Consider the following 26556-nt stretch of genomic DNA (forward strand, 5'->3'; position numbering starts at 1 on the left):
ACATTTATCTAGGGGATATATGACTATTCAATGTTCAAAAAATCTTATCGCTATAGCCATTGCTTCAGCATTGTCGTTACCTGTTTCAGCAGCTGACAAACAAGAAAGCGAAAGCACTATGGAAGAAGTTACAGTCGTGGCTAAAAAACTATCTCATGCCAATCATGTGATTGAGTCATCGATGATCAAACAGCAATCACCTGCGAGTAGCATACTCGCTATTATGGACAACCTGCCCGGCATTAGCATCAATGAAGGCGATGCTTTTGGTGGTGATGATTGGTCAACATCGATTACGATGCGCGGCTTTACTATTGATGGTAATCAGCAGCAACTTGGAATGACAATTGACGGTATCCCAAATGGTGGCTCTAACTATGGCGGGGGCGCAAAAGCAAATCGCTATTTAGACAGTGAAAATATGCGTACCATTGAAGTATCACAAGGAACTTCTGATATTTCATCTGCCTCATTAGAAGCGTTGGGAGGTACTTTCAATTTTGTCAGTGCAGATCCTGCTTTTGAAGAAACAACAACATTGGCCTATACCGATGGCGATCATGATGCATCTCGTTATTTCATTCGTCATGACACCGGACGCATTTTCGATAATACCTACGCTTACGCGAGTTATTCATCCACTTCCACTAGCCGCTGGGTTGGCGAAGGTTCAAACGGAGGTATGGAGAGAGAGCACGCTGAGGTTAAGTTCATTACTGAGCTAGGTAACTTAAGTATTACCGGCCGTTTATCTTATGACGATGCCGATGAAGATAATTACAATTCGGTTAGTTTAGAGCAGTTCAATCAAACACCTGACTGGGATCAGTTAACATGGAACTGGACCGGTACTCCCCATCTTGATCAAATGTTTGCCGAGGGTTGGTCGACCTTACGTGAAAATACTTTAGGTTATGTGAAATTTGATTATCAACTGTCAGACAACTTCTCTTTTCAAATTACCCCCTACTTTCATAAAAATAAAGGTCGAGGTGATTGGATCCCTCCTTATTTAGTGTCTGCGGTTGATGATGAAGGCAATCCCGTCAATCAAGGTGGCTCAATAGGGTCTACTTATGGCTTTACCGATCAAAATGGTACGCCATTAGCCCCTGCTGCGGGTTGTGAGCAAAGTTTTACTTGGCCATGGGATTCTGGCCCAGGTTTACACCCTGCCTGTTATAGTGATAGCGCTGTGCCAGTCATGTCATATCGTCATACTCATTATGAAAAAGATCGTGTAGGTTTAACTGCAAACGCACAATGGTCTATTGCCATGAACGATATTAAATTTGGTTTATGGGCAGAATCAAATGAGCGTAATGAATCGAGAGATTGGCATAAAGTGATTGATGCACGTGTTTATCATCACTTTGATGCAACACCTTATTGGACACAATATAGTAATGAATTTCAAACCGACACTTTAAAGTTCTATCTACAGGACACACTAGATTTTGGCGATCTCTCATTGAATATCGGCGCCCAAAAATACTTAGTAGATATTGAAAAAACGGATGGCTTTACCAACCAACAAACGGGCAAAGTTAATAGTGACTCAGATGTACTCTTTAGTACTGGAGCCATTTACCAAGTAAACAGTAATATAGAATTATTTGCCGGTTACAGTGAGAACTTTTCAGCCATTAAAGATGGTGTGTTAGAAAGGGATGCTTCGACTCTTGAAAACATAGAACCAGAAACAGCTGAGAATATTGATTTAGGCCTGCGCTACAACACTGAAGATATTAGCTTTTCGGCCACTTACTACACCATTGATTTTGAGAATAGAATTACCTTCATAGCCCCTGGAAGTGATTCAGATGGTATTGATTACACCATTGGTACTAATGGCTCTTACCTCAATGTTGGTGGTATTGAGTCCGATGGTTTTGAACTCAGTGTAAACTACCGCTTAAATGATCAGTGGAGTTTATATTCATCTTATACCAATAATGATTCACGTTATGTCGGTGATGCCCCAGGTTTTACCGCCGGTGATAAAGTCATCGATTCCGTGGATGATATGTTTGTCTTATCAAGCGATTACACTAAAGGTGATTTCCGCCTTGGTGCATCGGGTAAATATACTGGAGAACGTGGTGATGCGCCTTCTTACACTACATTTGATTTCAATGCCGGTTACTTTGTTCCTTTTGACGGTCAAGCAATTAGCTCAATTGACATCGCTTTCGTTGTTACCAACATTACCGATGAAAGTTATTTATCAACGGGAACAGGCAATGGCACTACCTTCTTTATTGGTGCACCTCGAACGGCCTCAATGACCTTTACTGCCAGCTTTTAAAGCTTAATAGACAACATTGAAAACAAAGCCAAGTAGCTATTACTTGGCTTCTTTCATTTAAACTAATTGATAACGGGTCTACACATGTTAAAAAATCTCTATTTAATCATGCTACTGCTAACCTGCTTTAGTATTAACGTTAATGCAGCAACCGATACTTCTGCCATTGATAATTCAGCAACAGGGAAGAATTTAGTGTTAGTCACCATTGATGGTCTTCGTTGGCAGGAGTTATTTTCTGGCGCAGATGCTGCTTTACTCAATAATAAAAAATTTGTTCGAAAAGGTCATCACGTTCAGGAGAAGTTTTGGCATGACAATGAAGAAAATCGTCGTCAATTATTAATGCCCTTTTTTTGGAATACCGTGGTAAAAGAAGGCATGGTCATTGGCAATCGTAAGATAGGTTCAAACATGTCGATTGCTAACCAATGGCACTTCTCCTACCCAGGTTACAGTGAGATTTTTACTGGTGTGGTTGATCACTCCATCAATAGCAATAAAAAAAAATTAAACCCACAAATTTCTTTTTTAGAATGGCTTAATACTAAAAATGAATACCAACACAAACTTGCAGCATTTGGCAGTTGGGATGTATTTCCGTATATTTTAAATAAAGATCGTAGCCAGCTTTATATTAATGCAGGATTTGATTCAGCCGAAGGTTATGCTTTGTCAGAGCAGGCCAAGTTACTCAATAATTTACAAACAGAAATTCCCAGCCCTTGGCACAATGTTCGCTTAGATAGTTTCACTTATCGTTACGCTAAAGATTATTTATTAACGGTTAAACCTAAAGTCATGATAATCGCTTTAGGTGAAACAGATGACTTTGCACACGACGGCCATTACGACAGTTACTTAAACTCTGCTCATCAAACGGATAAGTTTATCGCTGACTTATGGCACACCCTACAAACAACGCCAGGCTATCAAGATAATACCGTATTAATGATCACCACGGATCATGGCCGAGGTAGTAATGCCGACGATTGGCAACACCATGCTTCAAAACTAGCAGTACAAGGTTATATGAAAAGTCTCAAAGCGTTTCCAAATGGCATAGTGGGCTCAGAAAATATTTGGTTTGCTGCCATGGGCCCTGGTGTGATTGCACGTGGTGAAATAAAAACCACACAAGAAGTTAAGCAAAAACAAATTGCTGCTACCGCATTGACCTTGTTAGGTGAGGACCCCAAGGTATTCAATCCAAATGCAGGCTCTGTTATTAAGGAGGTTTTTTAATGAAATCATCATCATTTGTTCTACTATGTATGACCAGCTTTAGCCTATTCATAACCGCACAAGCTACGCAATTAAATCAGTTACTTCACTTAGATAGGTCAGACAAGTTAAAGAACTCACCACAAAAAATTCTTTTTGGCTCCTGTTCACATCAAGACAAAGCTATGCCTATTTTAAAGTCTATTAATAATGAGGCTGCAGATTTATTCATTTTTCTGGGTGATAATATTTATGGTGATACAAAAAACATGCAAGACATGGCCGACAAATATCAACGTCTAGGTAATAATCCAGACATACAAGCACTGCGCTCAGCCACACCAACCATCGCCATTTGGGATGACCATGACTTTGGTGAAAATGATGCAGGTGCTGAATATCCTCAAAAAGAACAATCAAGAAAGTTAATGTTAGACTTCTGGCAAGAGCCACAGAATTCAGCCAGATATACTCAAAAAAATGGTATTTACACTGCTTATATGTATGGAGAAGAACACAATAAAGTGCATGTTATTTTACCTGATTTACGCTGGAACAGAGATAAATTGAGCAGTGTCGATAGACTAAATTACCAAACAAAACGTAAGCCGAAGAATATGGGACCTTATAGTCCTAGCTCACTAAAAAACGCCTCAATGATTGGTGAAACTCAATGGCAATGGTTAGAAAAAGAATTACAAAAACCATCAAAAATTAAAGTGATTGCCTCTAGTTTACAGCTATTACCTGAATTTACTGGTTGGGAGTCTTGGGCCAATTTTCCTCATGACAGAGAACGCCTTTTTGCTTTAATTAAAAAGCACCAGGTTAATGGCATCATAATCATTAGTGGTGATACCCATTGGGGAGAAATGTCTAAGGTATCAGACAAGCTAGATTATCCATTATGGGAAGTAACAAGCTCAGGCTTGACGGAGGAATGGAAAGAAGTAAGCCCTAACAAACATCGCATAGGAAACTTTATTAACAAAGTAAATTACGGTGAGTTACTCATTGATTGGCAGCAAGTCGACCCGCAAATAACGCTGAACTTAAAAGACGTAGATGGCAAAGTATTTAGTCAACAAAAAATGCCGTTATCTTCAATTAGTCCTTACGAGAAAAAGTCAAAAACAGCTAGTATGGATCTGCAATAAAAATGATGAAATAACAATAGATATAGTGTAATTCAGAGAGTACTATTTTTGAATTTATCGGCTTGAAGGTAAAGATTTGAGTTTAGCGTTATTCTTTTGAAAGGCTCTAGAAAACCGCTTGTTTTGTAATATAAAAACAAGCGGTCTTACCAAAATAAGTGAGTTGACCACATAAGCCGGGTTTTGTAGCTCCTTTACTAAAAGTAAAAGAGATGACAATCATTCGTCTAGGCTATAAATCGCTCTATAGCTCAAGCAACCTACCCGGTTTCCACGCGAGCCACGCTTATATTATCAAAACTTGCGTTTTAATAATCATGAAACCCTATTTGGTCTTGCTCCAGGTGGAGTTTACCCTGCAATTACTGTTACCAGCAATCCGGTGCGCTCTTACCGCACCCTTTCAGCCTTACCTGTTCCGCAAGCGGCCATCGGCGGTCTTCTCTCTGCTGCACTTGTCGTCGGCTCACGCCGCCCAGGCGTTACCTGGCACCCTGCTCATTGGAGCCCGGACTTTCCTCCCCTCTATCTGTCTAGTTCAAATCGAAATTTAAACTACAACGATAAAGCAGCGATTGTCTGGTCAACTCGGCGCGCATTTTACCTTATTCAATCGAAAAGTCTATAACCTTTGCCAAATGACCTTATTTAAGGCCTAAAGCAACTTCATATAATGCATTTTTCTTCACACCATAAATTTCAGCCGCAATAGCACACGCCTTTTTAGGCTTCATCTCTGCAAGTAGTAATTTCAGCGTATTAATCACCTCTGCTGAAATTTCATTTTCAGTTGCTTTATAACCTTCAATGATCAACACCATTTCCCCCTTTAACTGATTAGCATCTTGTTCCAGCCAAGCAAGTAGGTTTTCAGCGGTGTCGCTGTGAATAGTTTCAAATGTTTTTGTTAATTCTCGAGCGATAACAATATAGCGATCACCGCCCAAAGTCGTAACAATATCTTGAACCGTGTCGATAGCCCTGCGTGGTGCATCATAAAAAACCATAGTGCGAGATTCATCTGCCAACGCAGTTAACGTTGCTTGTCTGGCACCAGACTTAGAAGGTAAAAACCCCTCAAAGCTAAATCTATCCGTTGGTAAACCCGCAACCGATAAAGCAGCTATAGCAGCACAGGCACCTGGGATAGGTGAAACTTGCAAGCCTAGGCTTCGACAATGGCGAACTAGATGAAAACCAGGGTCACTGATTAAGGGTGTTCCTGCATCGGATACAAGCGCAATAGTTTTGCCCTCTTGTAACATACTAGCCACTTGATCCTGGCGTTGACGCTCATTATGGTCATGTAATGACATGGTTTTATTTTTAATAGAAAATGCAGACAGCAATTTCCCCGTGTGTCGAGTATCTTCACACGCAATAACATCAACTTGCGTTAATATATCAATTGCCCTTTGGCTGATATCGCCTAAATTACCAATTGGGGTGGCGACAATATAAAGAGTCGATGGGGTTAGGGTTGTTTCACTCATGTAAACTTACTTCACTTGATTAGGCGGATTTAGTTGTGACTAACTTCGTAGGCGTTTATTATAACCCCATACTGATAGCAATATGCACGGATTTATTTATTGTGTTAAAAACAGCGTGCTTACTTGTAAGATTAAAGCCAACAAAGGTAGATAACTTTTCAATGCATTTTCACCATTTTAAATCTCGAGTATTACCTGCCCTATTGCTTATTTTTCTTGCTAGTTGCAGTACTAAGCAAGCTCCCGATCCTACAACACAGACTCAAGCACCCACTGAAATTAAAGAAATTGATGTCGATGCAGGAGCCTTGTCTGCTGAGCAACACGTTGAACTTGCTAAAACATCAAACACCAACGGCGCAGTAAATGAATTATTGATTGCAACCAAACTATTTTATCAGCAAGAAAATTATGTAAAGGCACTTTGGCTTGCAGATAAAACCATGCCATTGGTCGATGACAATCTAATTAATTATAGTCATGAGAAAGTTCAGTTAGCTCTGATTAAAGCAAGTAGTTTTCAGCAACTCGGTTATTACCCTGAGAGCCATATAGAACTTAATCAACTTGAGCAATACGCTACTAAAAATAGCATTCTACTTACTGCGAGCTATTACCGATTATTAAGTGCTGCGTTCCAAGAGGAGGAGCAACCTATATCTGCTTTAAATGCCCAGTTGTTCGAATTTTCAGTAACTCCAGCTAACACACAGAGCCAACAGCAAATATCGGATATTTGGAATAACTTTCAGACCCTATCCCAATGGCAGCTCAACATGCTTTCGTTGGATAAAGCGCCTGAGAGTAAAGGTTGGTTAATGTTAACTAACTTAGCGAATAAGTTTGGTGGCAATCAAGCACAAATGAAATACCATTTGAGCACATGGCAGAAAAAATTCAAACTCCATCCAGCGAATATCATCGCAAAACAGCTTTCTTCTCAAGCGATCTCAACGAAAGATATAAAAAATATAGCAGTGATTTTGCCCTTAAGTGGTAAACAACAATCTTCTGGGCGAGCAATCCAACAAGGTATTTTGGCCAGCTTTGCCAACGACAACACTAAAAGCCTGCACTTTGTCGATAGTAATACAGTCAACTGGTACGGGTTAACTAATGATTTTACAACATTAAAAATCGATTATGTGATTGGGCCATTACTTAAATCTAATGTTGATAAATACATCAGCCATACCAGCGCACAAACACAATCGAAAAATGATGACTTGCTTAATGCCAGTTCGGGTTTATTTGATATCAATAAAACCGAGGGTGCCTTAGACACATCATCAATTAGCCAAAATAAAACAGCTGATTATATCACTGCTATCGACAGCGATTCTGCGATAAAGAGCTATTTAGAGCCAACACAAGACAGTAAAGCGATAGATACTTTACTGTTAAATATCCCGGCAAAATCTTCTTTAACACGTCATCATACTGTGCTTTCTATGCGCCCAGAAGACGAAGCTAAACAAGCCGCAGCAACGCTGAGTCGTCAAAAATTTCAGCATCCCGTGGTATTAAGCCAAGAAAATATTGTCAGTAAGCGAATTGCTCAAGCTTTTGTCAAACAGTGGCAGCGGATTACAGGTAACACCATTGAGGTTGTCTATTATGATACTGGCGCTCAAATGCAAGAGAATATTAAAGCCAGTTTATCGGTAGATAAAAGTAAGACTCGTATTACTAAACTCAAAAGCCGTTTGAACCAGAGTATTAAAACTAAAACCCGTAATCGACGTGATATAGATATGATTTATCTCGTTGGCACCCCCGAGCAAACGCGCTTAGTAAAGCCGTATATCGAAGTCAACATAAGTGAATTTGCTGAAATAATTCCTGTTTTTGCTAGCTCACGAAGCCACAGTACTCAAACTGATTACAGCAGTAATAGCGACTTACAAGGATTAACGTTTACCGAAATCCCTTGGTTGCTAGCCAGCGAGCAAAACGTAGAATTGGCGGTTCTTAGTCAAGAACTTTGGCCAAAGCGTAGTGATGGCTTATCTCGACTTTTTGCGATGGGATATGACAGCTACCAACTCATTAATAAGATTCCATTAATGCAACAAGCGCCTTATCTCCATCACTGGGGACAAACCGGAGTACTCAAGCTCAATAAAAATAGCATTTTGACACGCAGCTTACTTTGGGGTGTTTACAAGAAAAACAGGGTGGTTTCTATTGTTATGGAATAATAAAACCTCAGCCAAAAATACAAGCAGTACCGATAAAGGACAAGTTACGGAAAGCTATGCACAGCAGTATTTGTCTAAACAAGGCCTAAGGTTTATTGAAAGAAATTTCCACTCTCGCCAAGGTGAAATTGATCTTATTATGCTTGATGGTGATACTTATGTTTTTGTTGAAGTAAAATATCGTAAAAGCAAAGGCTTTGGTGGTGCAATTGCCGCTATTTCAGCGAGTAAACAAAATAAGGTTAAACATTGCATAACATTTTATCTACATCAAAACGGATTAAATGAATATAATACTCCCTGCCGCGTAGATGTGGTAGCGCTTGAAGGTGATATTACTCAGCCACAAGTTACTTGGTTAAAAAATGCCTTTTAGCTTTTTACAATTAACTCATTACTCATTTTAAATAGTCACGGAGTCATTTTTCCATGCTAGAACAGATCAAAAACAATTTTACCGAGAGCATTCAAACACAAATAGCTGCTAGCGAGTTGTTAGGACCATCTATTGAACATGCTGGTATGATGATGGTTCAATGCCTGCTTGGCGGCAATAAAATTATCTCTTGTGGCAATGGTGGCTCTGCTGGCCATGCCCAACATTTTTGTGCCCAATTACTCAACAAATATGAAACTGAACGCCCTAGCCTGCCAGCAATATCTCTAAACAGTGATATATCAACCATTACTTCAATCGCTAATGATTACCAATATGATGAAGTTTTTTCCAAACAGATAAGAGCCCTTGGTCATAATGGCGATGTATTATTAGCTATTTCTACCAGTGGTAACTCACGAAATGTAGTTAAAGCTATTGAGAGTGCAGTATCTCGTGATATTCCAATTATTGCCTTAACAGGATTCGACGGTGGTGATATTTCAGGATTATTAGGTGAGGGCGATGTTGAAATCCGCGTTCCATCAGCAAGAACCTCTAGAATTCAGGAGGTTCATTTAGTTGTATTGCATAGTTTATGTGAGATTATTGATACTACCCTATTCCCTCAAGGTGATTCATAAATGCTTATTCTAAAAAATGGCTTATCTGCATTGGCTAACAGAAAAACTGCACGAATTGCAGGACTTCTCATGCTCGCTTCAACGTTGCAAGGGTGTGCCGTTGCAACGGTAGTTGCCGTTACCGCTGGTGCCACTATGGTGGCAGATAGGAGAACTTTTAGTAAACAAATTGATGATCAAAGTATTGAGTTTATCGCTCATAATGAATTAAATAAACAAAAGGCATTGTCTAATAACACGAACTTACATGTGATTAGTATGAATGGCACTGTTTTAGTTATTGGCCAGGCTCCTAATAGCTACCTGAGAGACCTCGCGATAAAAACCATCCAAGATGTTCCTGACATTGTAACGATACATAATCAGGTCCGTATTGGCTCGACAACAGCGATATCGACACAGAGCAATGATATTTGGCTAACCTCTAAAGTCAAATCAGCTTTGCTTACCAATGGCGAAGTAAATGCCAAAGATATTAAGGTTGTCACTGAAAATTCTGAAGTATTTCTTTTAGGTTTGGTCACTAAGAAAGAAGCGAATATTGTGGTAGAAATCACGCGTAACATCAACGGTGTCAGCCGTGTATTCAAGGCTTTTGAGTATATTTAATACTCATACCAAGTCCATTAAGTTATTTCCCACTCAGCGAGAATTAAAAGGCTTAAAGGCAAGGCATTGATTGAAGAGAATGGTTCTTCAGGAGAATATGCTCCTGCATTCTCTAATAAGCTGCATCCATGCAGCGTCCTTCTCAAAATCAATAACATAGCATACAAGCCTTTTAAACTCGCCCTTGGGAGCTTGTCAGAAAAGCAATAACTGCACAAATTTGTGAGATATAGAATGACTATAATAGCAAAAATTTTGTTTGCTATGACTCTTCTGACATAGCTCTGAGGTGGGAATAAATTTAATGGAATTGGTATTATTTAGTTTATTGAAATTAAAACAAAAAACCCGTAAATATCATTGATATTTACGGGTTTTAAAATTTAATAACACTAACAATATGTAAATTATTTAATAATTTTTAGGCTAGCTTTACTTTTTCCTTTGGGCTTGCTCGACTTTTCTGTCTCACTACCCGTTGAAGCAACACTACTTAAAGTAGACTTTGGTTTTTCAGGAATCACATCAACCACGTCATCTTCATCCTCGACAGGATGTTCGATTGGTAATGAAGTTCCTGCGCCATTTTCTTTAGCGTATATAGCACCTACAGCACCATAAGGTACCGTGATGTGCTCTAACTTACCGCCAAAACGGGCACTAAACTCAATAGCTTTATCACCCAATGCGATAGTACCAACAGCTGAACTGGCAACATTTAAAACAATCTGTCCATCTGCAACGTAACTCATCGGCACTAAGACACCATAAACATTGACGTCTACCATGATGTATGGCGTTAGGTCATTGTCTGAAATCCACTCATAGAAAGCCTTAACTAAATAAGGCTTATTCGAGCTCATTGAGTTAGGTGTTGCGTCATCCATTAGGCTGGATGACCAAAGCGTAATTCACGTTCTTCTTCAGTCAATGAAGCTTGGAATGATTCACGTTCAAATACACGTAACATATAGGTTTTAAGTTCTTTTGAACCTTGACCAGTCAATTCAATACCAAATACAGGCAAACGCCATAATAATGGTGCTAAATAACAATCAACCAAACTGTACTCTTCGCTCATAAAGTATGGTGCTTCGTTTAAAATTGGCGCAATACTTAGTAAGCTCTCTTTTAATTCTTGACGCGCTTTTGCTGCTTCTGTTGCAGTGCCAGACATAATCAATTTAGTAAGGCTATACCAATCTTGCTCCATACGATGCATCAATAAACGGCTACGACCACGTGCTACAGGGTAAACTGGCATCAATGGTGGATGTGGAAAACGTTCATCTAAATATTCAACAATGATTTTAGCTTCATATAGTGCTAATTCACGATCAATTAAAGTCGGTACTGTACCATATGGATTCAAGTCCAATAGGTCTTCAGGCAAGTTAGCTAAATCAACTAAGTTGATGTCTACACCAACACCTTTTTCTGCTAGAACAATGCGTGTCTGATGACTGTACATATCATCGGCATGAGAGAACAACGTCATCACAGAGCGTTTATTTGCTGCTACGGCCATAGAGCCTCCTAAAATCGTTTACTTTAAAAACTAACAAAGGGGAATTCGACATTTGACTATCGAATTCCCCTGAAACTTATTGCAATAATAACTTAGTGTACGTCTTTCCAATATTCTTTCTTAAGGAAATAAGAAATAATAAAGAAGAAGAATAAGAAAGCTAATACCCAATAACCAAGGGCTTTACGCTCAAGTTTATTCGGCTCACCAACATATTCTAAGAAGTTTGTTAAGTCACGTACTACTACATCATACTCTTCAGCAGTTAAACTACCACCCATTGCTGGTGATAAGCTAGAGACTTCGTGCTCTTCGCCATGTTCGTCAAGCTCTTTATGTACAACTAAGGTACTTACACCTTGCAAACTTTGTAAAACGTGCGGCATACCTACATCTTTAAATACTGTGTTATTTACGTCAAATGGACGTGATTCATCAATATAAAAAGAACGTAAGTAAGTATAGATCCAATCAGGACTACGTAAACGTGCTTCCAACGTTAAATCTGGTGGCGCGCTACCAAACCATTTTGCCGCTTCTTTTTCCGGCATGGTATTTAGAATGTGACCACCAACTTTGTCACCTGTAGGCATGAAGTTAGCCACACCATCAGCTTTATCAATACCTAAATCGTCAAAAGTACGATTATAACGTTGGTATTGTAACTGATGACAGCCTAAACAATAGTTCAAATATGTTTTAAAACCTTTTTTCAAAGACTCTTTATCTGATAAATCATTATTCGCTTTATCTAGATGAATACTAGGCCCTGAAGCCACAGCAGTGAACGACAACAGTGTCGTTACGCTGAAAAGTATGCCGAAAGTAGCGGCTATAATTAATTTTTTCATTAGTCTGCAATCCTTTCTGGAACTGGTTTAGTATTTTCATTTTTGCTATAGAACCACAAAGCAATAAAGAAACCAAAATAACCAAAACTAGCAATCACACCAATTAAATTAGCCGTTGGTGTTGCTGGCATAGTACCTAAAGCACCAAGAACAACAAAACAGATAGCGAATTGAATTAAGTTAACTAAATGTAACTTCGAACGATAGCGAACTGATTTAACAACACCACGATCGAACCATGGTAAAGCAAATAACATCACGATAGCGCCAAACATTGCAACCGCACCTAATAACTTATCAGGAACAACACGTAATATTGTATAGAAAGGACCAAAATACCATACAGGTGCAATATGCTCAGGTGTTTTCAAACCATTCGCAGGGGTAAAGTTTGGTGCTTCCATAAAGTAACCACCACCCTCTGGTGCGAAGAACATTACCCAACAGAATAAGAATAAGAAACCAGCAACGCCCATAATATCTTTAACAGAGTAATAAGGGTGGAAAGGAACAGCATCAACAATATCGTATTTTTCACTATATTGTTTATGGAAAGTAAACTTACTTAGTTCTTCAGGTTTAACACTGCCTTTAGGCTTTTTAATGTCAACACCTTCAGGGTTATTTGAACCTACTTCATGCAAGGCAAGAATATGCAAGAACACTAGAACAACCAATACCAATGGCATAGCAATAACGTGTAAAGCGAAGAAACGGTTTAAGGTAGCTCCCGAGATTACGTAATCACCACGTATCCAAAGTGTTAAATCATCACCAATAATTGGTACAGCGCCAAACAAGGAGATAATTACTTGCGCACCCCAATATGACATATTACCCCAAGGTAATAAGTAGCCCATAAAGGCTTCAGCCATTAATACTAAGAAGATCAACATACCGAAGATCCATAGTAATTCACGAGGCTTTTGGTATGAACCGTACATAAGACCACGCATCATGTGCATGTATACGACGACGAAAAAGGCAGATGCACCCGTAGAATGCATGTAACGTAATAACCAACCGAAGTCGACATCACGCATAATATACTCAACAGAGGCGAATGCTCCATCACCAGATGGTTCATAATTCATTGTTAACCAAATGCCGGTAACAATTTGATTTACTAGTACTAACATGGCTAGAGAGCCAAAAAAGTACCAAAAGTTGAAGTTTTTTGGTGCTGGATACTGAGCTAAATGCTTATTCCAAGCATCTGTTACAGGTAAACGTTTGTCTATCCAACCCATGAAATCAGTAGCTAATTTCATTAACATTACGCATCTCCTTGAGCAACACCAATAAGTAAAGTGTCATCATTGATATAAGAATGCTCTGGAACCACTAAATTTAATGGTGCTGGAACGCCTTGAAATACACGACCAGCCATATCAAATTTACTACCATGACATGGACAGAAGAAGCCATTGGGAACGCCTTCAACAAACTGATCGAAATCACCAGCATGGTGAGTAGGAGCACAACCTAAATGAGTACAAACACCTAAGGCAACTAAGAATTCAGGTTTAATTGAACGATAGGCATTAGTTGCATAAACAGGTTGCTGGGCTTTTTCAGAATCAGGATCACGCAACTGGTCATCGTGTTTAGCTAAATTACTAACTGTTTTTTCCGTTCTACGTACTATATAAACGGGTTTACCACGCCATTCAGCACGGATTAATTGACCAGGCTGTATTTTACCTATATTGACTTCAACTGGAGCACCCGCAGCTTTCGCGCGAGCACTTGGATTCCAGGAAGCAATAAAAGGCACAGCAGCCCCAGCCACACCAACACCACCAACAACTGCAGTAGCAGCGGTTAGGAAGCGTCTGCGGCCGTTATTTACAGGCACATTGCTCATTCATACTCTCCAACTAAGACACTAACAAAACAATTATTTTTATGACTAACTAAGCGATAAATTTATAATAACCAGCAAGCACAGCGTTTGTTTTTGTTAGATCAAATTCATACCAAGTGGTATATCGACAAAAAATTTTTACGATCATAAAGAAATAGCGTGTTTTTTACAAGGTAAAAAGGGGCTTAGGCACTGTAAAAACAGAAATAATTTGAAATACTTTGAAATAGAATAAATAAAGTATATTTAGACAGAGTTAATAGGAATTATTAACAAAAAATTAGCTTTAATTAGAACATAAAAAAACCGACACAAGGTCGGTTCTTTAAATGCATATATTCTAGATATTCTGGATTTAGACAAAGCGGTCAAGTTGTGAGCCCCTGAACTTAGGTTAACTAAGTGACTGGGGCGAACAGCGCAGACAATGCTGTATAAATCCTGAATATGACGAATATTAACGTTTTGAAAATTGTGGCTTCTTACGTGCTTTATGAAGACCAACTTTCTTACGCTCAACTTTACGCGCATCACGAGTAACGAATCCAGCTTTACGTAGTTCACCACGTAAAGTTTCATCAAAAACCATTAATGCACGAGTAATACCGTGACGAATCGCGCCAGCTTGACCTGAAATACCACCGCCTACTACAGAGATGTTAAAGTCAAATTTTTCTAACATTTCAACTAACTCTAATGGTTGACGAACAACCATACGAGCAGTTTCACGACCGAAGTACTCAGAAATGTCACGTTTGTTAATTGTGATTGCACCGTTACCAGCTTTCATGAACACACGAGCAGTTGAGCTCTTGCGACGACCAGTACCGTAATATTGATTATCAGCCATTGCTTAAAGCTCCAAAAGTTGTGGTTGTTGTGCTGTATGTGCATGCTCTGGGCCTGCATATACTTTTAATTTGCGGAACATTTCACGACCTAAAGGACCTTTAGGTAACATGCCTTTCACTGCAAATTCAAGAACGCGTGTTGGAGCTTTTTCAATTAACTTTTCAAAGCTAATTTGCTTAAGTCCACCAGGGAATTCAGTATGCGAGTAGTAAATTTTACCTTTCGCTTTGTTACCTGTTACACGTACTTTCTCAGCATTGATAACAACGATATAATCGCCAGTATCTACGTGAGGTGTATATTCTGCTTTATGCTTACCGCGTAAACGGGTTGCAATTTCAGTAGCGATACGACCTAAAGTTTTATCTTCGGCGTCCACTAAGAACCATTCGCGTTGTACGCTTGCTGGTTTTGCTACAAAAGTTTTCATTAAAAAACCCAATCTTAAAAATGTTACTTAAATGATAATTTAAAAATTTAAACTACCGGTTAAATGGACTACGCCATTGCCCCTTCGAGCATCGAGCCCAGCGCCACTATTTATAGGGAACTATTCACATAAAAGTAAAAAGAAACCACCAAATAATAGGCTTTTGTAACGTAGGGAGCGCGGATTATACAGAAAGAACTATCTAAAATCACCTATATTTGTTGAAAAAATAGTTAATTATTTAAATTAGTAACGTCATTGCTATTAATTACTAGGGTTTTAGTCACTTTAATCGTGTAATGGGTAAGTAGCTGACTGATGTAAGCCACTACTATATTATAAGATATATCGCATATATTTACTTTGAATAATAAAATACAAGATTAAGCTTGGGTTTGGTAAAACCTATTCCCGATTATTGAGTTCCATGCGGTGCGTTCAATTAGATTAATAATGAGTACTTACTAAATATTTCAACAGCAATTTCCAACAATCGTTAATACTCATTAAAATTGCTTATCAATTGTAATGCTATTCCTTATAAAAGATAAATTTTCTTCTATATTAAAAAGACTTAGCGTGATTTACGTTAAAAAGTCTAAATTAACAAAAAGGTTAATGCGCAGTTAACAACGGGTTACAAAACAACCACTTGGTGGTTGACCAGCAAAAAAATAAAAAAAAGTCGAAACAAAATTTTACATTTGTGAAGTTTTGTCGCAGTATGAAGTCAGCCCCCGTAAAAATTAAATGGAACTATAAATATGAAAAACTTACAAAAAATGAAGAATAATGCACAGAAAGGTTTTACGTTAATTGAATTAATGATCGTTGTAGCGATTATCGGTATTTTGGCAGCTGTTGCGTTACCTGCTTACCAAGACTATACCAAGCGTGCTGAGTTTACTGAAACAACCTTAGCGGCAGCAAATATAAAAACGGCTATCGCTATCTGTGCCCAAACACAAGGCCTTCCGAATTCTGGCAACTGTGAAAAAGGTAAATTTGGCGTTCCTGCTGATGTAACAGCAGCCGCAGACATTGCTGGTACAGCCTTAACGGGAACTGCTCCAGCTGTTGCAGCAGGTTCTGGTGTTGCGGGTGGTACATTTATTATTACCGCTACTGCAGCAACTAATTCACCAAATACTGCTGAAACTTATACATTAACAGGGACATTACTAGCTAATGGTTCTGTTAGCTGGGCTCCTGGTGTTTGTAGTAATACTAAAGCTAACTTGTGTTAATCATTGTATTTACTTAATTCTTAACTACAACAAACCTAAGAGTTAAGTAGTTATCTGAAAGCTCCTTTATTAGGGGCTTTTTTTTCATCTAATTATCTATAGTACTTAAACATGAGAAATTACCGCTAAACACTTGCTCTATTATATTAAGAATATGAAAAGTCTATGACTTAATCTACATTCAATAAAAGCCGTACTTATTCAAGATTTTCTCGTTTAGAATATAAATCTCTTTGTGCTTTATATTCTGTTATAAGTTACACTGAATCTAATAAATACAATCCCAACATTTCCAAAAGGTTATCTCTAAAAGTTATGAAAGGAAATCACCAGCAAGCGAGTCTGCTATCTGCACTATCAAAGCAGAACCTCATTCCTTTAGCATCAATCGATGATATTACGGCTGACTTCGTTGGTAAGAATATACCTTTTATTCGTTTTTTGATTGAAAACAAAAGTATTGATGGAAATAGTATTGCTAAAGTACTTTCTAAAAGCTTTGGCTACCCACTAATTCAGCTGAAAAGTTACGATACTAGCCTAATTCCGGATGGCATACGAAACGAAAAGCTCATTGCTAAGCATAATGCATTACCGCTGTACTTAAGAGGCAAAGTACTTTTTGTTGCAATGTCAGACCCGACAAATTTAGATGCTTTAGAAGAAATACAATTTAATACCGGTTACAGTACCGAATTAGTATTATGTGACGAGAAGAGTCTACAAGCTTGTATTGAAAAAGTACTAGAAGATGAAAGTGATGCACTAAATATAAGTGACATCGATGCAGATGAGTTAGCTGGTATCGATGTTGAAGATGTTAGGAAAGACGAAGATAACGCTACCGGTGAAGATGATGCGCCTATTGTTGTTTTTATCAATAAAATATTACTTGATGCGATCAAAAAAGGTGCATCCGATTTACATTTTGAACCTTATGAAAAGTCATTTCGTATTCGTTTTCGTATTGATGGCATTTTATCTGAAATAGCTAGGCCGCCAGTAAGTCTGTCTTCTAGAATGGCAGCCCGCTTGAAAGTTATGTCGAAATTGGATATAGCAGAGCGTCGCGTACCACAAGACGGCCGGATAAAGCTCGCATTATCCAAGAAAAAATCTATTGATTTTCGTGTCAGTACTTTACCCACCATGTGGGGTGAAAAAGTAGTTATGCGCATACTAGATTCATCAAGCGCTATGCTGGGTATAGACATGCTGGGTTATGAACCCGCTCAGAAAAAAATATACATGGAAGCATTAGAGCAACCGCAAGGTATGATTTTAGTTACTGGACCAACAGGTTCAGGTAAAACGGTATCACTTTATACCGGTTTAAATATATTAAACACGCAAGAACGTAATATATCTACCGCGGAAGACCCTGTCGAGATCAACCTTGAAGGTATAAACCAAGTACAAATCAATAATCGTGCTGGTTTAACTTTTCCAAGTGCTTTACGTTCATTTTTACGACAAGATCCCGATATTGTCATGGTGGGTGAAATTCGAGATTTAGAAACCGCTGAAATCTCGATAAAAGCAGCACAAACTGGTCACTTGGTTCTATCAACCCTGCATACAAACTCAGCAGCTGAAACACTTACTCGCCTACTTAATATGGGTGTTCCTTCTTATAACGTCGCCAGTTCAGTTTCTATTATCATCGCCCAACGTTTGGCAAGACGATTATGCCCACAGTGTAAAGAAGAAGAGCCTTTATCAGAAATGCAATTAGCCGAGCAAGGTTTTCCTGCAGATAAACTATCTGAAATTAAATTATTTAAGCCAGTAGGCTGTACTCACTGTACCGGTGGTTATAAAGGACGCGTAGGTATTTATGAAGTAATAAAGATTAGCCCCACCATAGCTTCTATCATTATGGAAGGAGGTAACTCTCTAGACATTGCTAAACAATGCCAAAAAGAAGGTTATAACAATTTACGTCAGTCGGGATTAATTAAAGCAATGAACGGAATGACAAGTTTAGAAGAAATTAACAGAGTAACTAGCGCATAAAGTGACTTTCAGTTAATTTACAAACACTAACAAAATAATTTACTTATTACTCATATATTACTTTACTAACTTTATTAAAAGAACAAAAAGTAAAGTATTCATGGATCAGGGTTAACTATGGCTATCACGACAAAAAAAAAACCGGCTAAAGATAAAACTAAAATCAAAGAGCAAGATATCTTTGTTTGGCATGGAGTAAACCGTAAAGGAAAAAAAATTAACGGTGAACTCCCTGCTAATAACATAATCGAACTAAAGTCACAATTACGTAAGCAAGGTATAACCCCAAGTCGTGTGAAGAAGAAAGCTAAAGCATTATTTGGCTTAGGAAGTGGAGATAAAGCAATAACTCCTATGGACATTGCTGTTATTACCAGACAAATAGCCACTATGCTAGGTGCTGGTGTACCATTAGTGCAGACTATTGAAATGATAGGCAAAGGACATAATAACGGAAAAATACGACAACTACTGGGAGATATTGTTACTAAGCTTTCTTCTGGCATCCCTTTATCTGACTGTTTGCGTGATCACCCACTATATTTCGATGACCTTTATTGTGATTTAGTTGCCTCTGGAGAGCAGTCAGGTGCTTTAGAAACCATTTATGGACGTATTGCTACCTATAAAGAAAAAGGCGAAGCACTAAAATCAAAAATAAAAAAAGCAATGACTTATCCTATAGCCGTTTTAGTAATAGCATTTATTGTAACATCTATTTTGCTTATCTTTGTCGTACCCGTCTTTCAGGAAATTTTCTCTAGCTTCGGTGCTGAATTACCAGGGTTCACTCTTTTTGTTATTGGTATATCTGAGTTTATGCAGGCCTATTGGTATTTTGGTTTAGCTGGACTATACCTAGCATTCTTCTTATTTAAGCGTGCCCACAGAAATAGCCAAAAGTTACGTGATAATGTTGATAAAAATATACTTAAAATACCTGTTATTGGGGATTTATTAGAGAAAGCCGCCGTTGCTCGCTACGCGAGAACATTATCAACAACTTTTGCTGCTGGTGTTCCATTGATTGACGCTTTAGATTCTGCTGCTGGCGCCTCAGGCAATGCCGTATTTAGGGATGCAATACTAGAAGTTCGTGCTGAGGTATCTTCAGGTATGCAGATGAACTTAGCCATGAGAAACTGTAACATTTTTCCTGATATGGTTATTCAAATGGTGGCTATTGGTGAAGAGTCAGGAGCAGTTGATGATATGTTATCTAAAGTGGCAAATGTCTATGAGCAGCAAGTTGATGATGCGGTAGATGGTTTAACCGCTCTTTTGGAGCCGATGATTATGGCTGTATTGGGTGTCGTTATTGGTGGTTTGATTATTGCTATGTATTTACCAATTTTTGAAATAGGTAATGTCGTATAATCTATATAAGAATTGAGCTGCTATATACTAATGCAGCTCTATCTTAAATATTCCAAATCATCTATAACTGCAGTTTTAAACATGGAAGCCACTTTGTTATATTCTAATTTTTTATCTTTTTTCGCCAACTTATCCCAGTTATTCATTCAATCACCTGCCTTTTTCTATATTGCGGTTGCCCTAATTTCATTGATCATAGGTAGCTTTCTTAATGTTGTCATTTATCGTACCCCTAAAATGATGGAATATGTCTGGTATCATGATTGCCGAGAGTTTTTAGCTGAGGAAGTTGCTAATGTTAAAGCAAAAAAACTCACTAAAATCACCTTATCTAAACCTGACTCTACCTGCCCCAACTGTGATCATAAAATTCGCTTTTATGAAAACATCCCAGTATTAAGTTGGTTATTACTAAAGGGGAAGTGTAGCCAGTGTACTAATAAAATTTCGGCCCGTTACCCTATAATTGAACTTTCTACCATGTTACTAAGCCTTATTGTTGCTCAGCATTTTGGGGTAACAATATCTACACTGTGGGTTTTGTTACTCACTTGGTGTTTGATTACACTTACCATGATAGATTTTGACCACATGTTATTACCTGATCAAATTACACTACCACTTTTATGGTTAGGTTTACTGATAAACATAAACGGGACTTTTATCCCATTAACCGATGCTGTCATTGGAGCAGTCGTTGGTTACATGAGCCTATTCTCTATCTTTTGGCTCTTTAAAGTAATAACAGGTAAAGAGGGCATGGGTTATGGCGACTTTAAATTGTTTGCTGTTTTTGGTGCTTGGGTCGGTTGGCAATTACTACCTGTTCTGATTTTAATGGCATCCGTTGTTGGAGCAATTGTTGGTATTACTTTAATGCTATTCAAAAACCATCAAAGAGAGCAAGGCATCCCTTTTGGCCCATATTTAGCGGTAGCTGGTTGGATAACTTTATTATGGGGTGATGGTATTTGGTCATGGTATTTACAAAAAATTCTTTAATTCACAAGTTAAGTTATAATACCATTCCATATAAATAAGTGAGCACTTAGAATAGCATGGGCGACATAAGAGCAAACAAAATGTGAGTAGATATAGTTATTCTACATCAAACAAATTTTGTGCAGTTATCATGGTGTCCATGCGTTCCCGAAGGGCGAGTTTTAAAGGCTTATATGCCGCGTTATTGATTTTGACAAGGGAATTCCATTCTCTGCAATCAATGTCTTGCCTCTAAGCCTTTAAACTCTCGCTAAGCGATCACTTTTTTATACGGATTGGTATAAGTTACACTCAACATGTCTGAGCTATTTTAATTATGTCTAAACTAGTTATTGGTCTTACTGGCGGAATAGGTAGTGGTAAAACCACAATTACCAATTACTTTCTAGCATTGGGTATTGAAATTATTGATGCTGATATTATCGCTAGAGAAGTTGTTGCAGTTAACAGCCCTGCATTAAAAGCAATTGCCAAGCACTTCGGCGATGACTATATTCAAGCTGATGGTCACCTGAATAGACCTTTATTACGCAGTCGAATATTTAGCAATAAAGCTGATAAGCTTTGGTTGAATAAGTTATTACACCCCTTAATACGCGTTAAGATTGTGACGCAGACTAAAGAAGCAAAAAGCCCGTATTGTATTTTAGTTGCCCCTTTACTCATTGAAAATAACCTACTTGAATTAGTTGATCGTGTATTAATTGTTGATGTGAGTGAGTCAACTCAGATAACACGCACCCTAGTACGAGATAGTAGTTCTGCACAAGAAATCAAAGCAATAATAGCAAGTCAGACAAGCCGTGCTGCCAGAGTAAATGTTGCCGATGATATTATTAACAATGATGATTCGCCTTTGTCAGAAATCAAAGAGGCTGTTCTATCGCTTGATAAAAAGTATTTAACCTTGACAAAAATGGTTTAAAAATCAACAATGAAATAGTTCTTTATTTACATTTTTGGTTAACTGGTTACAAAACTTTGTATGTCTACGGTCTTATATGAACATCCGCTCAATGAGCGAATACGAAACTACCTAAAACTTGAGCAACTCTTCGCTCAGGCTTACTCATGCCTTAGTGGTGATCTCAGTATACTGACTAGCCATCAAGTTTTTTTTAATGCCTTATTTTCCATATTAGATACCTTAGAGCGGAATGATACCCGTGGTGATTTAATCAAAGATTTAGAGAAGCTAGAGCAAAATCTTGTTGTTTGGTCAAAAGTTCCTGACGTAGACACTAGTGCACTTCAAAAGAATTTGTCTGAAACGGTTAAATTAGTTAGTCACTTGAGAATTCCACGACCCACTTGGTGGTTATTAAAAGAAGATAAATTACTTTCTTGCTTAAAACAACGTTTTGCCATTCAGGGTGGAAGCTCTAGTTTTGACTTGCCACAATTGCACTTCTGGCTTCACCAAAATGAAGTACAAACAAAACAAGAAGTTCAGCAATGGCTCAATCTATTAAGTGATATATCGTCTGCTCTAGCAATAGTGCTTAAATTTATCCGACTACGCGCTGAGTTTGAGTTAATAGAAGTGGATAGTGGTTTTTATCAAGATAACGGTGAAGGGCTTTTATTATTGCGAATAAAGTTAGCAAAGGATGCTGCATATTATCCAACAGTTAGTGGTAACAAATTCCGCTATTCCATCCGCTTTATGTTGCCTTGTCAACATACTGGGCGCAGGTACGCTAACCAAGCTACTGCCTTTCAATTAGCTCGCTGCTAGCCAATTATCCTTTACTGCTTTATATACACTACCAGCCTTCAAATGATTCCATGCAACTAGCTTTCGTGTATAATTAGAAATACTTTAAAATTTAAATAAAATACGACCATGACCTTAAAAGTTCCTTGCCCGCAATGTCAAAAAACTGTTGTATGGCAAGCAAGTAGCGAATTTAGACCTTTTTGTAGTAAACGCTGTCAACTCATTGATCTTGGAGAGTGGGCAGAAGAAAGTCATAAAATCAGCCAAAACATTCAAGTTGATACTGTTTTATCAGAAGAAATGCTGGATGCAATGGAAGACGAATTTTTACTTAATAACAAATTTTTTGTTGAGCCAGAATAAACCATAGCCGAACGAGAAAGGCCTCACTAGAGAGACCTTTCTACGAGCTTATCAATAATGGTTTTATTGGCTTCTGGAAAGTCTAGCTTCTCAAGTTCATTCAAACTATACCAGCCCTGACCTTGCCCCTCTTGTGCACTTGGTTCACCGGTGAAGTTATCAACGATAAAAACATCCAAACAAACACTCTTATCTCCTTTGTCTTCTCCCTCTTTACTTCGGTATGTATGCTCAATTTTAATGAGTGGCTGACAAGATAACACGTCAATCGCTACTTCCTCTTTAAGCTCCCTAGCAAGTGCTTGAGCAACTGTTTCGTTGTTTTCCACCTTACCACCTGGAAACTCCCACTTTCCGCCTTGATGGGCCTTTTCTAGTCGCTTAGTTAAGAAATATTGACAACTTTCATCTTCACTTGCCCTTGTGATAACTCCTACCGCAACGTGCACAACTTTACTCATAAATTCATTTCTCTAAAATAAAAATGCCAGTCTTATGACTGGCATTTATTAATAACTAGGCTAGCAACTAGGCAAGCTTGCCATGACATTGTTTATACTTTTTACCTGAGCCACATGGACAAGGTTCATTACGACCCACGCGAGGAGTTTGTGCTTGCTCACTAGGGCTTGATGCTGATTGGTGTTGGAAATCCATTGGCACTTCTTCAGACTTTCTATGTTGCTCTTCTACCGCTTCAACATCAGACTCAGCACGAATTTGTACTTTAGATAAAATACCTACAACGTCATACTTTAAGTTATCTAACATTTCAGTAAATAATTCAAAGGATTCACGCTTGAATTCTTGTTTAGGATTCTTTTGTGCGTGAGCACGCAACCCGATACCTTGACGCAGGTGATCCATGGCTGATAAATGCTCTTTCCAATGTGAATCTAAGCTTTGTAACATCACTGCTTTTTCAAACTGACGTAAAACATCTACGCCAACAGCTTCTTCTTTATCTTTATAAGCTTGTTCAAATTCAGTAATGATTTTTTCGCGTAAGCTTTCTTCATGAAGTTTACTATCATCTTCAAGCCATTTAGCGATGGTCAGTTCAGTTGCATACTCACCCTTTAATTGTTCTTCAAGGCCTTCGATATCCCACATTTCGTCTAATGATTGACGCGGAATGTGCTGATCGATTACACCATTAATCACATCACTGCGAATTGCTTCAACAACTGAACCAATTTCTTCATTATCAAGTAATTCATTACGTTGCTCATAGATAACACCACGTTGATCATTAGCAACATCATCATATTCTAATAATTGCTTACGCATATCAAAGTTACGGCCTTCAACTTTACGCTGTGCATTTTCAATACTACGAGTAACCCAAGGGTGCTCAATAGCCTCACCCTTTTCCATGCCTAACTTACGCATCATATTTGAAATACGTTCTGAAGCAAATATACGCATCAATGAATCTTCCATTGATAGATAAAAACGCGTTGAACCTTCATCACCTTGTCGACCTGAACGTCCACGAAGTTGATTATCGATTCGTCTAGACTCATGACGTTCTGTAGCAACTATATGTAAACCACCCAACTCAAGTACACGTTCATGGTCAATTTTCCACTGAGCTTTAGCTTTAGCGATATCATCTTCGCTAGGGTTAGTTAATTTAGCGATAGTGGCATCTAAATTGCCACCTAAAACGATATCAGTACCACGGCCAGCCATGTTGGTTGCTATTGTGACTGCATTTTCTTTACCTGCATCAGCGACAATTTCAGCTTCTTGCTGATGAAATTTAGCATTAAGTACTTTGTGCTTAATTTTTGCCTTTTTCAAGAAATCAGATAAGAACTCAGAAGTTTCAATCGCAATAGTGCCGACAAGAACAGGCTGCCCTCGTTTCACGCAATCTTGTATATCAGCTAAAATAGCTTCAAATTTTTCTTCTGTAGTTAAGTAAATCAAATCAGACAAATCTTTACGAACCATTGGCTGGTTAGTAGGAATAATAACAGTCTCTAGACCATAGATATGATTGAACTCGAAAGCCTCAGTATCTGCTGTTCCGGTCATACCAGATAATTTTTCATAAATTCTGAAATAATTTTGAAAGGTGATAGAAGCTAGCGTCTGATTTTCATTTTGAATATTAACGCCTTCTTTGGCTTCTACTGCCTGATGGAGACCTTCAGACCAACGACGACCTTCCATTGTTCGACCCGTATGCTCATCAACAATAACTATCTCATCATCTTTTACGATATAATCGACATCTTTTTGAAACAATTTATGAGCACGAAGTGCTGCCATAACATGGTGTAATAACGTTATATTGGCCGCTGAAAATAAAGTATCACCCGCAGTGAGTAACTCTTTTTCAACCATGATCTCTTCAATATGAATTTGACCACGCTCTGTTAAATAAACTTGCTTGGCTTTTTCATCAATAGTGAAATCACCCGTGCTTTCTTCACCTTCTTTATCTTCTTCTTCTTGCTGTTCAAGCGTCGGTACTAAAGTATTAATTGTCTTATAAAGTGCAGAGCTATCTTCAGCTTGACCTGAAATAATCAGTGGCGTTCTAGCTTCATCAATTAGGATTGAATCTACTTCATCTATAATGGCAAAGTGTAGTGGTTTTTGAGAGCGCTCTTGCGGTGAGAACACCATATTGTCACGTAAATAATCAAAACCAAATTCATTATTTGTGCCGTAGGTGATATCTGATTGATAGGCAGCTTGTTTATCTTGAGTTGTCATTCCGGCAACATTACAGCCAACAGTTAAGCCAAGAAATTCAAATAAAGGACGACTCCAATCTGCATCACGAGTAGCTAGGTAATCATTGACAGTAATAACGTGAACACCTTTATCGGTTAACGCATTAAGGTATGACGGCAAAGTTGCCGTTAATGTTTTACCTTCACCAGTACGCATTTCGGCAATCTTGCCTTCATTTAGTACCATGCCACCAATCATTTGCACATCGAAATGACGCATGCCAAACACTCGTTTACTGGCTTCTCTAACGACAGCAAAAGCTTCAACTAACAATTGTTCTACTGTTTCGCCTTGAGTAAATCGTTCCTTAAACTCTGTGGTTTTGGCTTTTAATTCTTCATCACTTAACGCTTCTAATACCGGTTCAAGTGCATTTATTTTAGTTACTTCTTTGCTCATTTGTTTTAGTAATCTATCATTTCGACTACCAAACATTTTTGTTAACAAATTTCCAAACATCTTATTTAAACCATTTAGTGAGAATTATTAGTAGCTACGTTCGCCACCTTTCGTGAATGTATAATGATAACCGCTTAATGT

Annotated in this window: 24 protein-coding genes and 1 other RNA gene; 14 read left to right on the forward strand and 11 right to left on the reverse strand. The window is 38.2% G+C overall.

Annotated features, from left to right (window positions below):
• Nucleotides 1–19 precede the first annotated feature (19 nt).
• From CXF79_RS20205 to CXF79_RS20215, 3 genes are all read left to right on the forward strand, one after another.
• On the forward strand, nt 20–2308 hold the full coding sequence (locus CXF79_RS20205; protein WP_101157490.1) for a TonB-dependent receptor domain-containing protein: 2289 nt from the start codon (nt 20–22) through the stop codon (nt 2306–2308).
• Between the two features lie 84 nt (nt 2309–2392).
• A complete protein-coding gene (locus CXF79_RS20210) occupies nt 2393–3553 on the forward strand; it encodes a sulfatase-like hydrolase/transferase (RefSeq protein ID WP_101157492.1) in 1161 nt (386 codons plus the stop codon).
• Nucleotides 3553–4689, forward strand: a complete 1137-nt coding sequence (locus CXF79_RS20215; RefSeq protein ID WP_101157493.1) for an alkaline phosphatase D family protein — start codon at nt 3553–3555, stop codon at nt 4687–4689. The genes CXF79_RS20210 and CXF79_RS20215 overlap by 1 nt, the downstream gene beginning before the upstream one ends.
• A gap of 155 nt (nt 4690–4844) precedes the next feature.
• Here CXF79_RS20215 and rnpB read toward each other — a convergent pair.
• An RNA gene (gene rnpB, locus CXF79_RS20220) (RNase P RNA component class A) lies at nt 4845–5280 on the reverse strand.
• A gap of 53 nt (nt 5281–5333) precedes the next feature.
• The gene (gene rsmI / locus CXF79_RS20225; RefSeq protein ID WP_101157496.1) at nt 5334–6182 is read right to left on the reverse strand and encodes a 16S rRNA (cytidine(1402)-2'-O)-methyltransferase; all 849 of its coding nucleotides are present in this window, start codon (nt 6180–6182) and stop codon (nt 5334–5336) included.
• Nucleotides 6183–6343: 161 nt separating this feature from the next.
• Between rsmI and CXF79_RS20230 the strand changes: the two genes are divergently transcribed.
• From CXF79_RS20230 to CXF79_RS20245, 4 genes are read left to right on the forward strand one after another with little or no spacing between them, the layout of a single operon-like run.
• Nucleotides 6344–8383: a penicillin-binding protein activator gene (locus CXF79_RS20230; RefSeq protein WP_101157498.1), complete on the forward strand. Its 2040-nt coding sequence runs from the start codon at nt 6344–6346 to the stop codon at nt 8381–8383.
• A complete protein-coding gene (locus CXF79_RS20235) occupies nt 8370–8759 on the forward strand; it encodes a YraN family protein (RefSeq protein ID WP_011045162.1) in 390 nt (129 codons plus the stop codon). The genes CXF79_RS20230 and CXF79_RS20235 overlap by 14 nt, the downstream gene beginning before the upstream one ends.
• 53 nt (nt 8760–8812) lie before the next feature.
• Nucleotides 8813–9403, forward strand: coding sequence for a phosphoheptose isomerase (locus CXF79_RS20240; protein ID WP_011045163.1), 591 nt, complete (start codon nt 8813–8815; stop codon nt 9401–9403).
• Entirely contained in the window at nt 9404–10012 is a 609-nt protein-coding gene (locus CXF79_RS20245) for a BON domain-containing protein (protein WP_101157500.1), read from the forward strand.
• Between the two features lie 407 nt (nt 10013–10419).
• Here the strand turns inward: CXF79_RS20245 and CXF79_RS20250 are convergent, their stop codons facing one another.
• The 7 genes from CXF79_RS20250 to rplM all read right to left on the reverse strand — a co-directional run bounded on the left by CXF79_RS20250 (nt 10420) and on the right by rplM (nt 15540).
• Nucleotides 10420–10899, reverse strand: coding sequence for a ClpXP protease specificity-enhancing factor (locus tag CXF79_RS20250; protein ID WP_011045165.1), 480 nt, complete (start codon nt 10897–10899; stop codon nt 10420–10422).
• Nucleotides 10899–11540, reverse strand: coding sequence for a stringent starvation protein SspA (gene sspA / locus CXF79_RS20255; protein ID WP_011045166.1), 642 nt, complete (start codon nt 11538–11540; stop codon nt 10899–10901). The genes CXF79_RS20250 and sspA overlap by 1 nt, the downstream gene beginning before the upstream one ends.
• A gap of 92 nt (nt 11541–11632) precedes the next feature.
• Nucleotides 11633–12391: a cytochrome c1 gene (locus CXF79_RS20260; RefSeq protein WP_011045167.1), complete on the reverse strand. Its 759-nt coding sequence runs from the start codon at nt 12389–12391 to the stop codon at nt 11633–11635.
• Nucleotides 12391–13668 carry a cytochrome b gene (locus CXF79_RS20265; protein WP_198560109.1) on the reverse strand — a complete coding sequence of 426 codons (1278 nt, stop codon included), beginning with the start codon at nt 13666–13668 and terminating at the stop codon, nt 12391–12393. Before CXF79_RS20265 ends, CXF79_RS20260 begins: the two co-directional genes overlap by 1 nt.
• A complete protein-coding gene (gene petA, locus CXF79_RS20270) occupies nt 13668–14258 on the reverse strand; it encodes a ubiquinol-cytochrome c reductase iron-sulfur subunit (protein WP_011045169.1) in 591 nt (196 codons plus the stop codon). The genes CXF79_RS20265 and petA overlap by 1 nt, the downstream gene beginning before the upstream one ends.
• A 457-nt stretch (nt 14259–14715) precedes the next feature.
• Nucleotides 14716–15108, reverse strand: a complete 393-nt coding sequence (gene rpsI, locus CXF79_RS23540) for a 30S ribosomal protein S9 (RefSeq protein ID WP_011045171.1) — start codon at nt 15106–15108, stop codon at nt 14716–14718.
• 3 nt (nt 15109–15111) lie between these two features.
• Nucleotides 15112–15540 carry a 50S ribosomal protein L13 gene (gene rplM, locus CXF79_RS23545; RefSeq protein ID WP_011045172.1) on the reverse strand — a complete coding sequence of 143 codons (429 nt, stop codon included), beginning with the start codon at nt 15538–15540 and terminating at the stop codon, nt 15112–15114.
• 782 nt (nt 15541–16322) lie between these two features.
• Between rplM and CXF79_RS20280 the strand changes: the two genes are divergently transcribed.
• The 7 genes from CXF79_RS20280 to yacG all read left to right on the forward strand — a co-directional run bounded on the left by CXF79_RS20280 (nt 16323) and on the right by yacG (nt 23265).
• Nucleotides 16323–16787, forward strand: a complete 465-nt coding sequence (locus CXF79_RS20280; RefSeq protein WP_101158270.1) for a pilin — start codon at nt 16323–16325, stop codon at nt 16785–16787.
• Between the two features lie 315 nt (nt 16788–17102).
• On the forward strand, nt 17103–18803 hold the full coding sequence (gene pilB / locus CXF79_RS20285; RefSeq protein ID WP_101157502.1) for a type IV-A pilus assembly ATPase PilB: 1701 nt from the start codon (nt 17103–17105) through the stop codon (nt 18801–18803).
• Nucleotides 18804–18920: 117 nt separating this feature from the next.
• Nucleotides 18921–20180, forward strand: coding sequence for a type II secretion system F family protein (locus tag CXF79_RS20290; protein ID WP_101157504.1), 1260 nt, complete (start codon nt 18921–18923; stop codon nt 20178–20180).
• A gap of 93 nt (nt 20181–20273) precedes the next feature.
• Nucleotides 20274–21182, forward strand: coding sequence for a prepilin peptidase (locus tag CXF79_RS20295; RefSeq protein ID WP_269801489.1), 909 nt, complete (start codon nt 20274–20276; stop codon nt 21180–21182).
• A gap of 316 nt (nt 21183–21498) precedes the next feature.
• Nucleotides 21499–22107: a dephospho-CoA kinase gene (gene coaE / locus CXF79_RS20300; RefSeq protein WP_101157506.1), complete on the forward strand. Its 609-nt coding sequence runs from the start codon at nt 21499–21501 to the stop codon at nt 22105–22107.
• 60 nt (nt 22108–22167) lie between these two features.
• Nucleotides 22168–22920 carry a cell division protein ZapD gene (gene zapD / locus CXF79_RS20305; RefSeq protein WP_101157508.1) on the forward strand — a complete coding sequence of 251 codons (753 nt, stop codon included), beginning with the start codon at nt 22168–22170 and terminating at the stop codon, nt 22918–22920.
• A 108-nt stretch (nt 22921–23028) separates the two neighbouring features.
• A complete protein-coding gene (yacG, locus tag CXF79_RS20310) occupies nt 23029–23265 on the forward strand; it encodes a DNA gyrase inhibitor YacG (protein ID WP_011045181.1) in 237 nt (78 codons plus the stop codon).
• A gap of 26 nt (nt 23266–23291) precedes the next feature.
• Here yacG and mutT read toward each other — a convergent pair whose 3' ends face one another.
• Together mutT and secA are read right to left on the reverse strand one after the other, a co-directional pair.
• Nucleotides 23292–23726, reverse strand: a complete 435-nt coding sequence (gene mutT / locus CXF79_RS20315) for an 8-oxo-dGTP diphosphatase MutT (protein ID WP_101157510.1) — start codon at nt 23724–23726, stop codon at nt 23292–23294.
• Nucleotides 23727–23793: 67 nt separating this feature from the next.
• Complete coding sequence (gene secA / locus CXF79_RS20320) at nt 23794–26475, reverse strand: preprotein translocase subunit SecA (protein WP_101157512.1); 2682 nt, start codon at nt 26473–26475, stop codon at nt 23794–23796.
• Nucleotides 26476–26556 lie beyond the last annotated feature (81 nt).

Source organism: Colwellia sp. Bg11-28, assembly GCF_002836245.1.
GTDB classification, from domain to species: Bacteria; Pseudomonadota; Gammaproteobacteria; order Enterobacterales; family Alteromonadaceae; genus Colwellia; species Colwellia psychrerythraea_A.

Coding starts and splice junctions, on each gene's coding strand:
- CXF79_RS20205 (WP_101157490.1), top strand. CDS start 20: ATGACTATTCAATGTTCAAAAAATCTTATCGCTATAGCCATTGCTTCA.
- CXF79_RS20210 (WP_101157492.1), top strand. CDS start 2,393: ATGTTAAAAAATCTCTATTTAATCATGCTACTGCTAACCTGCTTTAGT.
- CXF79_RS20215 (WP_101157493.1), top strand. CDS start 3,553: ATGAAATCATCATCATTTGTTCTACTATGTATGACCAGCTTTAGCCTA.
- rsmI (WP_101157496.1), bottom strand. CDS start 6,182: ATGAGTGAAACAACCCTAACCCCATCGACTCTTTATATTGTCGCCACC.
- CXF79_RS20230 (WP_101157498.1), top strand. CDS start 6,344: ATGCATTTTCACCATTTTAAATCTCGAGTATTACCTGCCCTATTGCTT.
- CXF79_RS20240 (WP_011045163.1), top strand. CDS start 8,813: ATGCTAGAACAGATCAAAAACAATTTTACCGAGAGCATTCAAACACAA.
- CXF79_RS20245 (WP_101157500.1), top strand. CDS start 9,404: ATGCTTATTCTAAAAAATGGCTTATCTGCATTGGCTAACAGAAAAACT.
- CXF79_RS20250 (WP_011045165.1), bottom strand. CDS start 10,899: ATGGATGACGCAACACCTAACTCAATGAGCTCGAATAAGCCTTATTTA.
- sspA (WP_011045166.1), bottom strand. CDS start 11,540: ATGGCCGTAGCAGCAAATAAACGCTCTGTGATGACGTTGTTCTCTCAT.
- CXF79_RS20260 (WP_011045167.1), bottom strand. CDS start 12,391: ATGAAAAAATTAATTATAGCCGCTACTTTCGGCATACTTTTCAGCGTA.
- CXF79_RS20265 (WP_198560109.1), bottom strand. CDS start 13,668: ATGTTAATGAAATTAGCTACTGATTTCATGGGTTGGATAGACAAACGT.
- petA (WP_011045169.1), bottom strand. CDS start 14,258: ATGAGCAATGTGCCTGTAAATAACGGCCGCAGACGCTTCCTAACCGCT.
- rpsI (WP_011045171.1), bottom strand. CDS start 15,108: ATGGCTGATAATCAATATTACGGTACTGGTCGTCGCAAGAGCTCAACT.
- rplM (WP_011045172.1), bottom strand. CDS start 15,540: ATGAAAACTTTTGTAGCAAAACCAGCAAGCGTACAACGCGAATGGTTC.
- CXF79_RS20280 (WP_101158270.1), top strand. CDS start 16,323: ATGAAGAATAATGCACAGAAAGGTTTTACGTTAATTGAATTAATGATC.
- pilB (WP_101157502.1), top strand. CDS start 17,103: ATGAAAGGAAATCACCAGCAAGCGAGTCTGCTATCTGCACTATCAAAG.
- CXF79_RS20290 (WP_101157504.1), top strand. CDS start 18,921: ATGGCTATCACGACAAAAAAAAAACCGGCTAAAGATAAAACTAAAATC.
- coaE (WP_101157506.1), top strand. CDS start 21,499: ATGTCTAAACTAGTTATTGGTCTTACTGGCGGAATAGGTAGTGGTAAA.
- zapD (WP_101157508.1), top strand. CDS start 22,168: ATGTCTACGGTCTTATATGAACATCCGCTCAATGAGCGAATACGAAAC.
- yacG (WP_011045181.1), top strand. CDS start 23,029: ATGACCTTAAAAGTTCCTTGCCCGCAATGTCAAAAAACTGTTGTATGG.
- mutT (WP_101157510.1), bottom strand. CDS start 23,726: ATGAGTAAAGTTGTGCACGTTGCGGTAGGAGTTATCACAAGGGCAAGT.
- secA (WP_101157512.1), bottom strand. CDS start 26,475: ATGTTTGGAAATTTGTTAACAAAAATGTTTGGTAGTCGAAATGATAGA.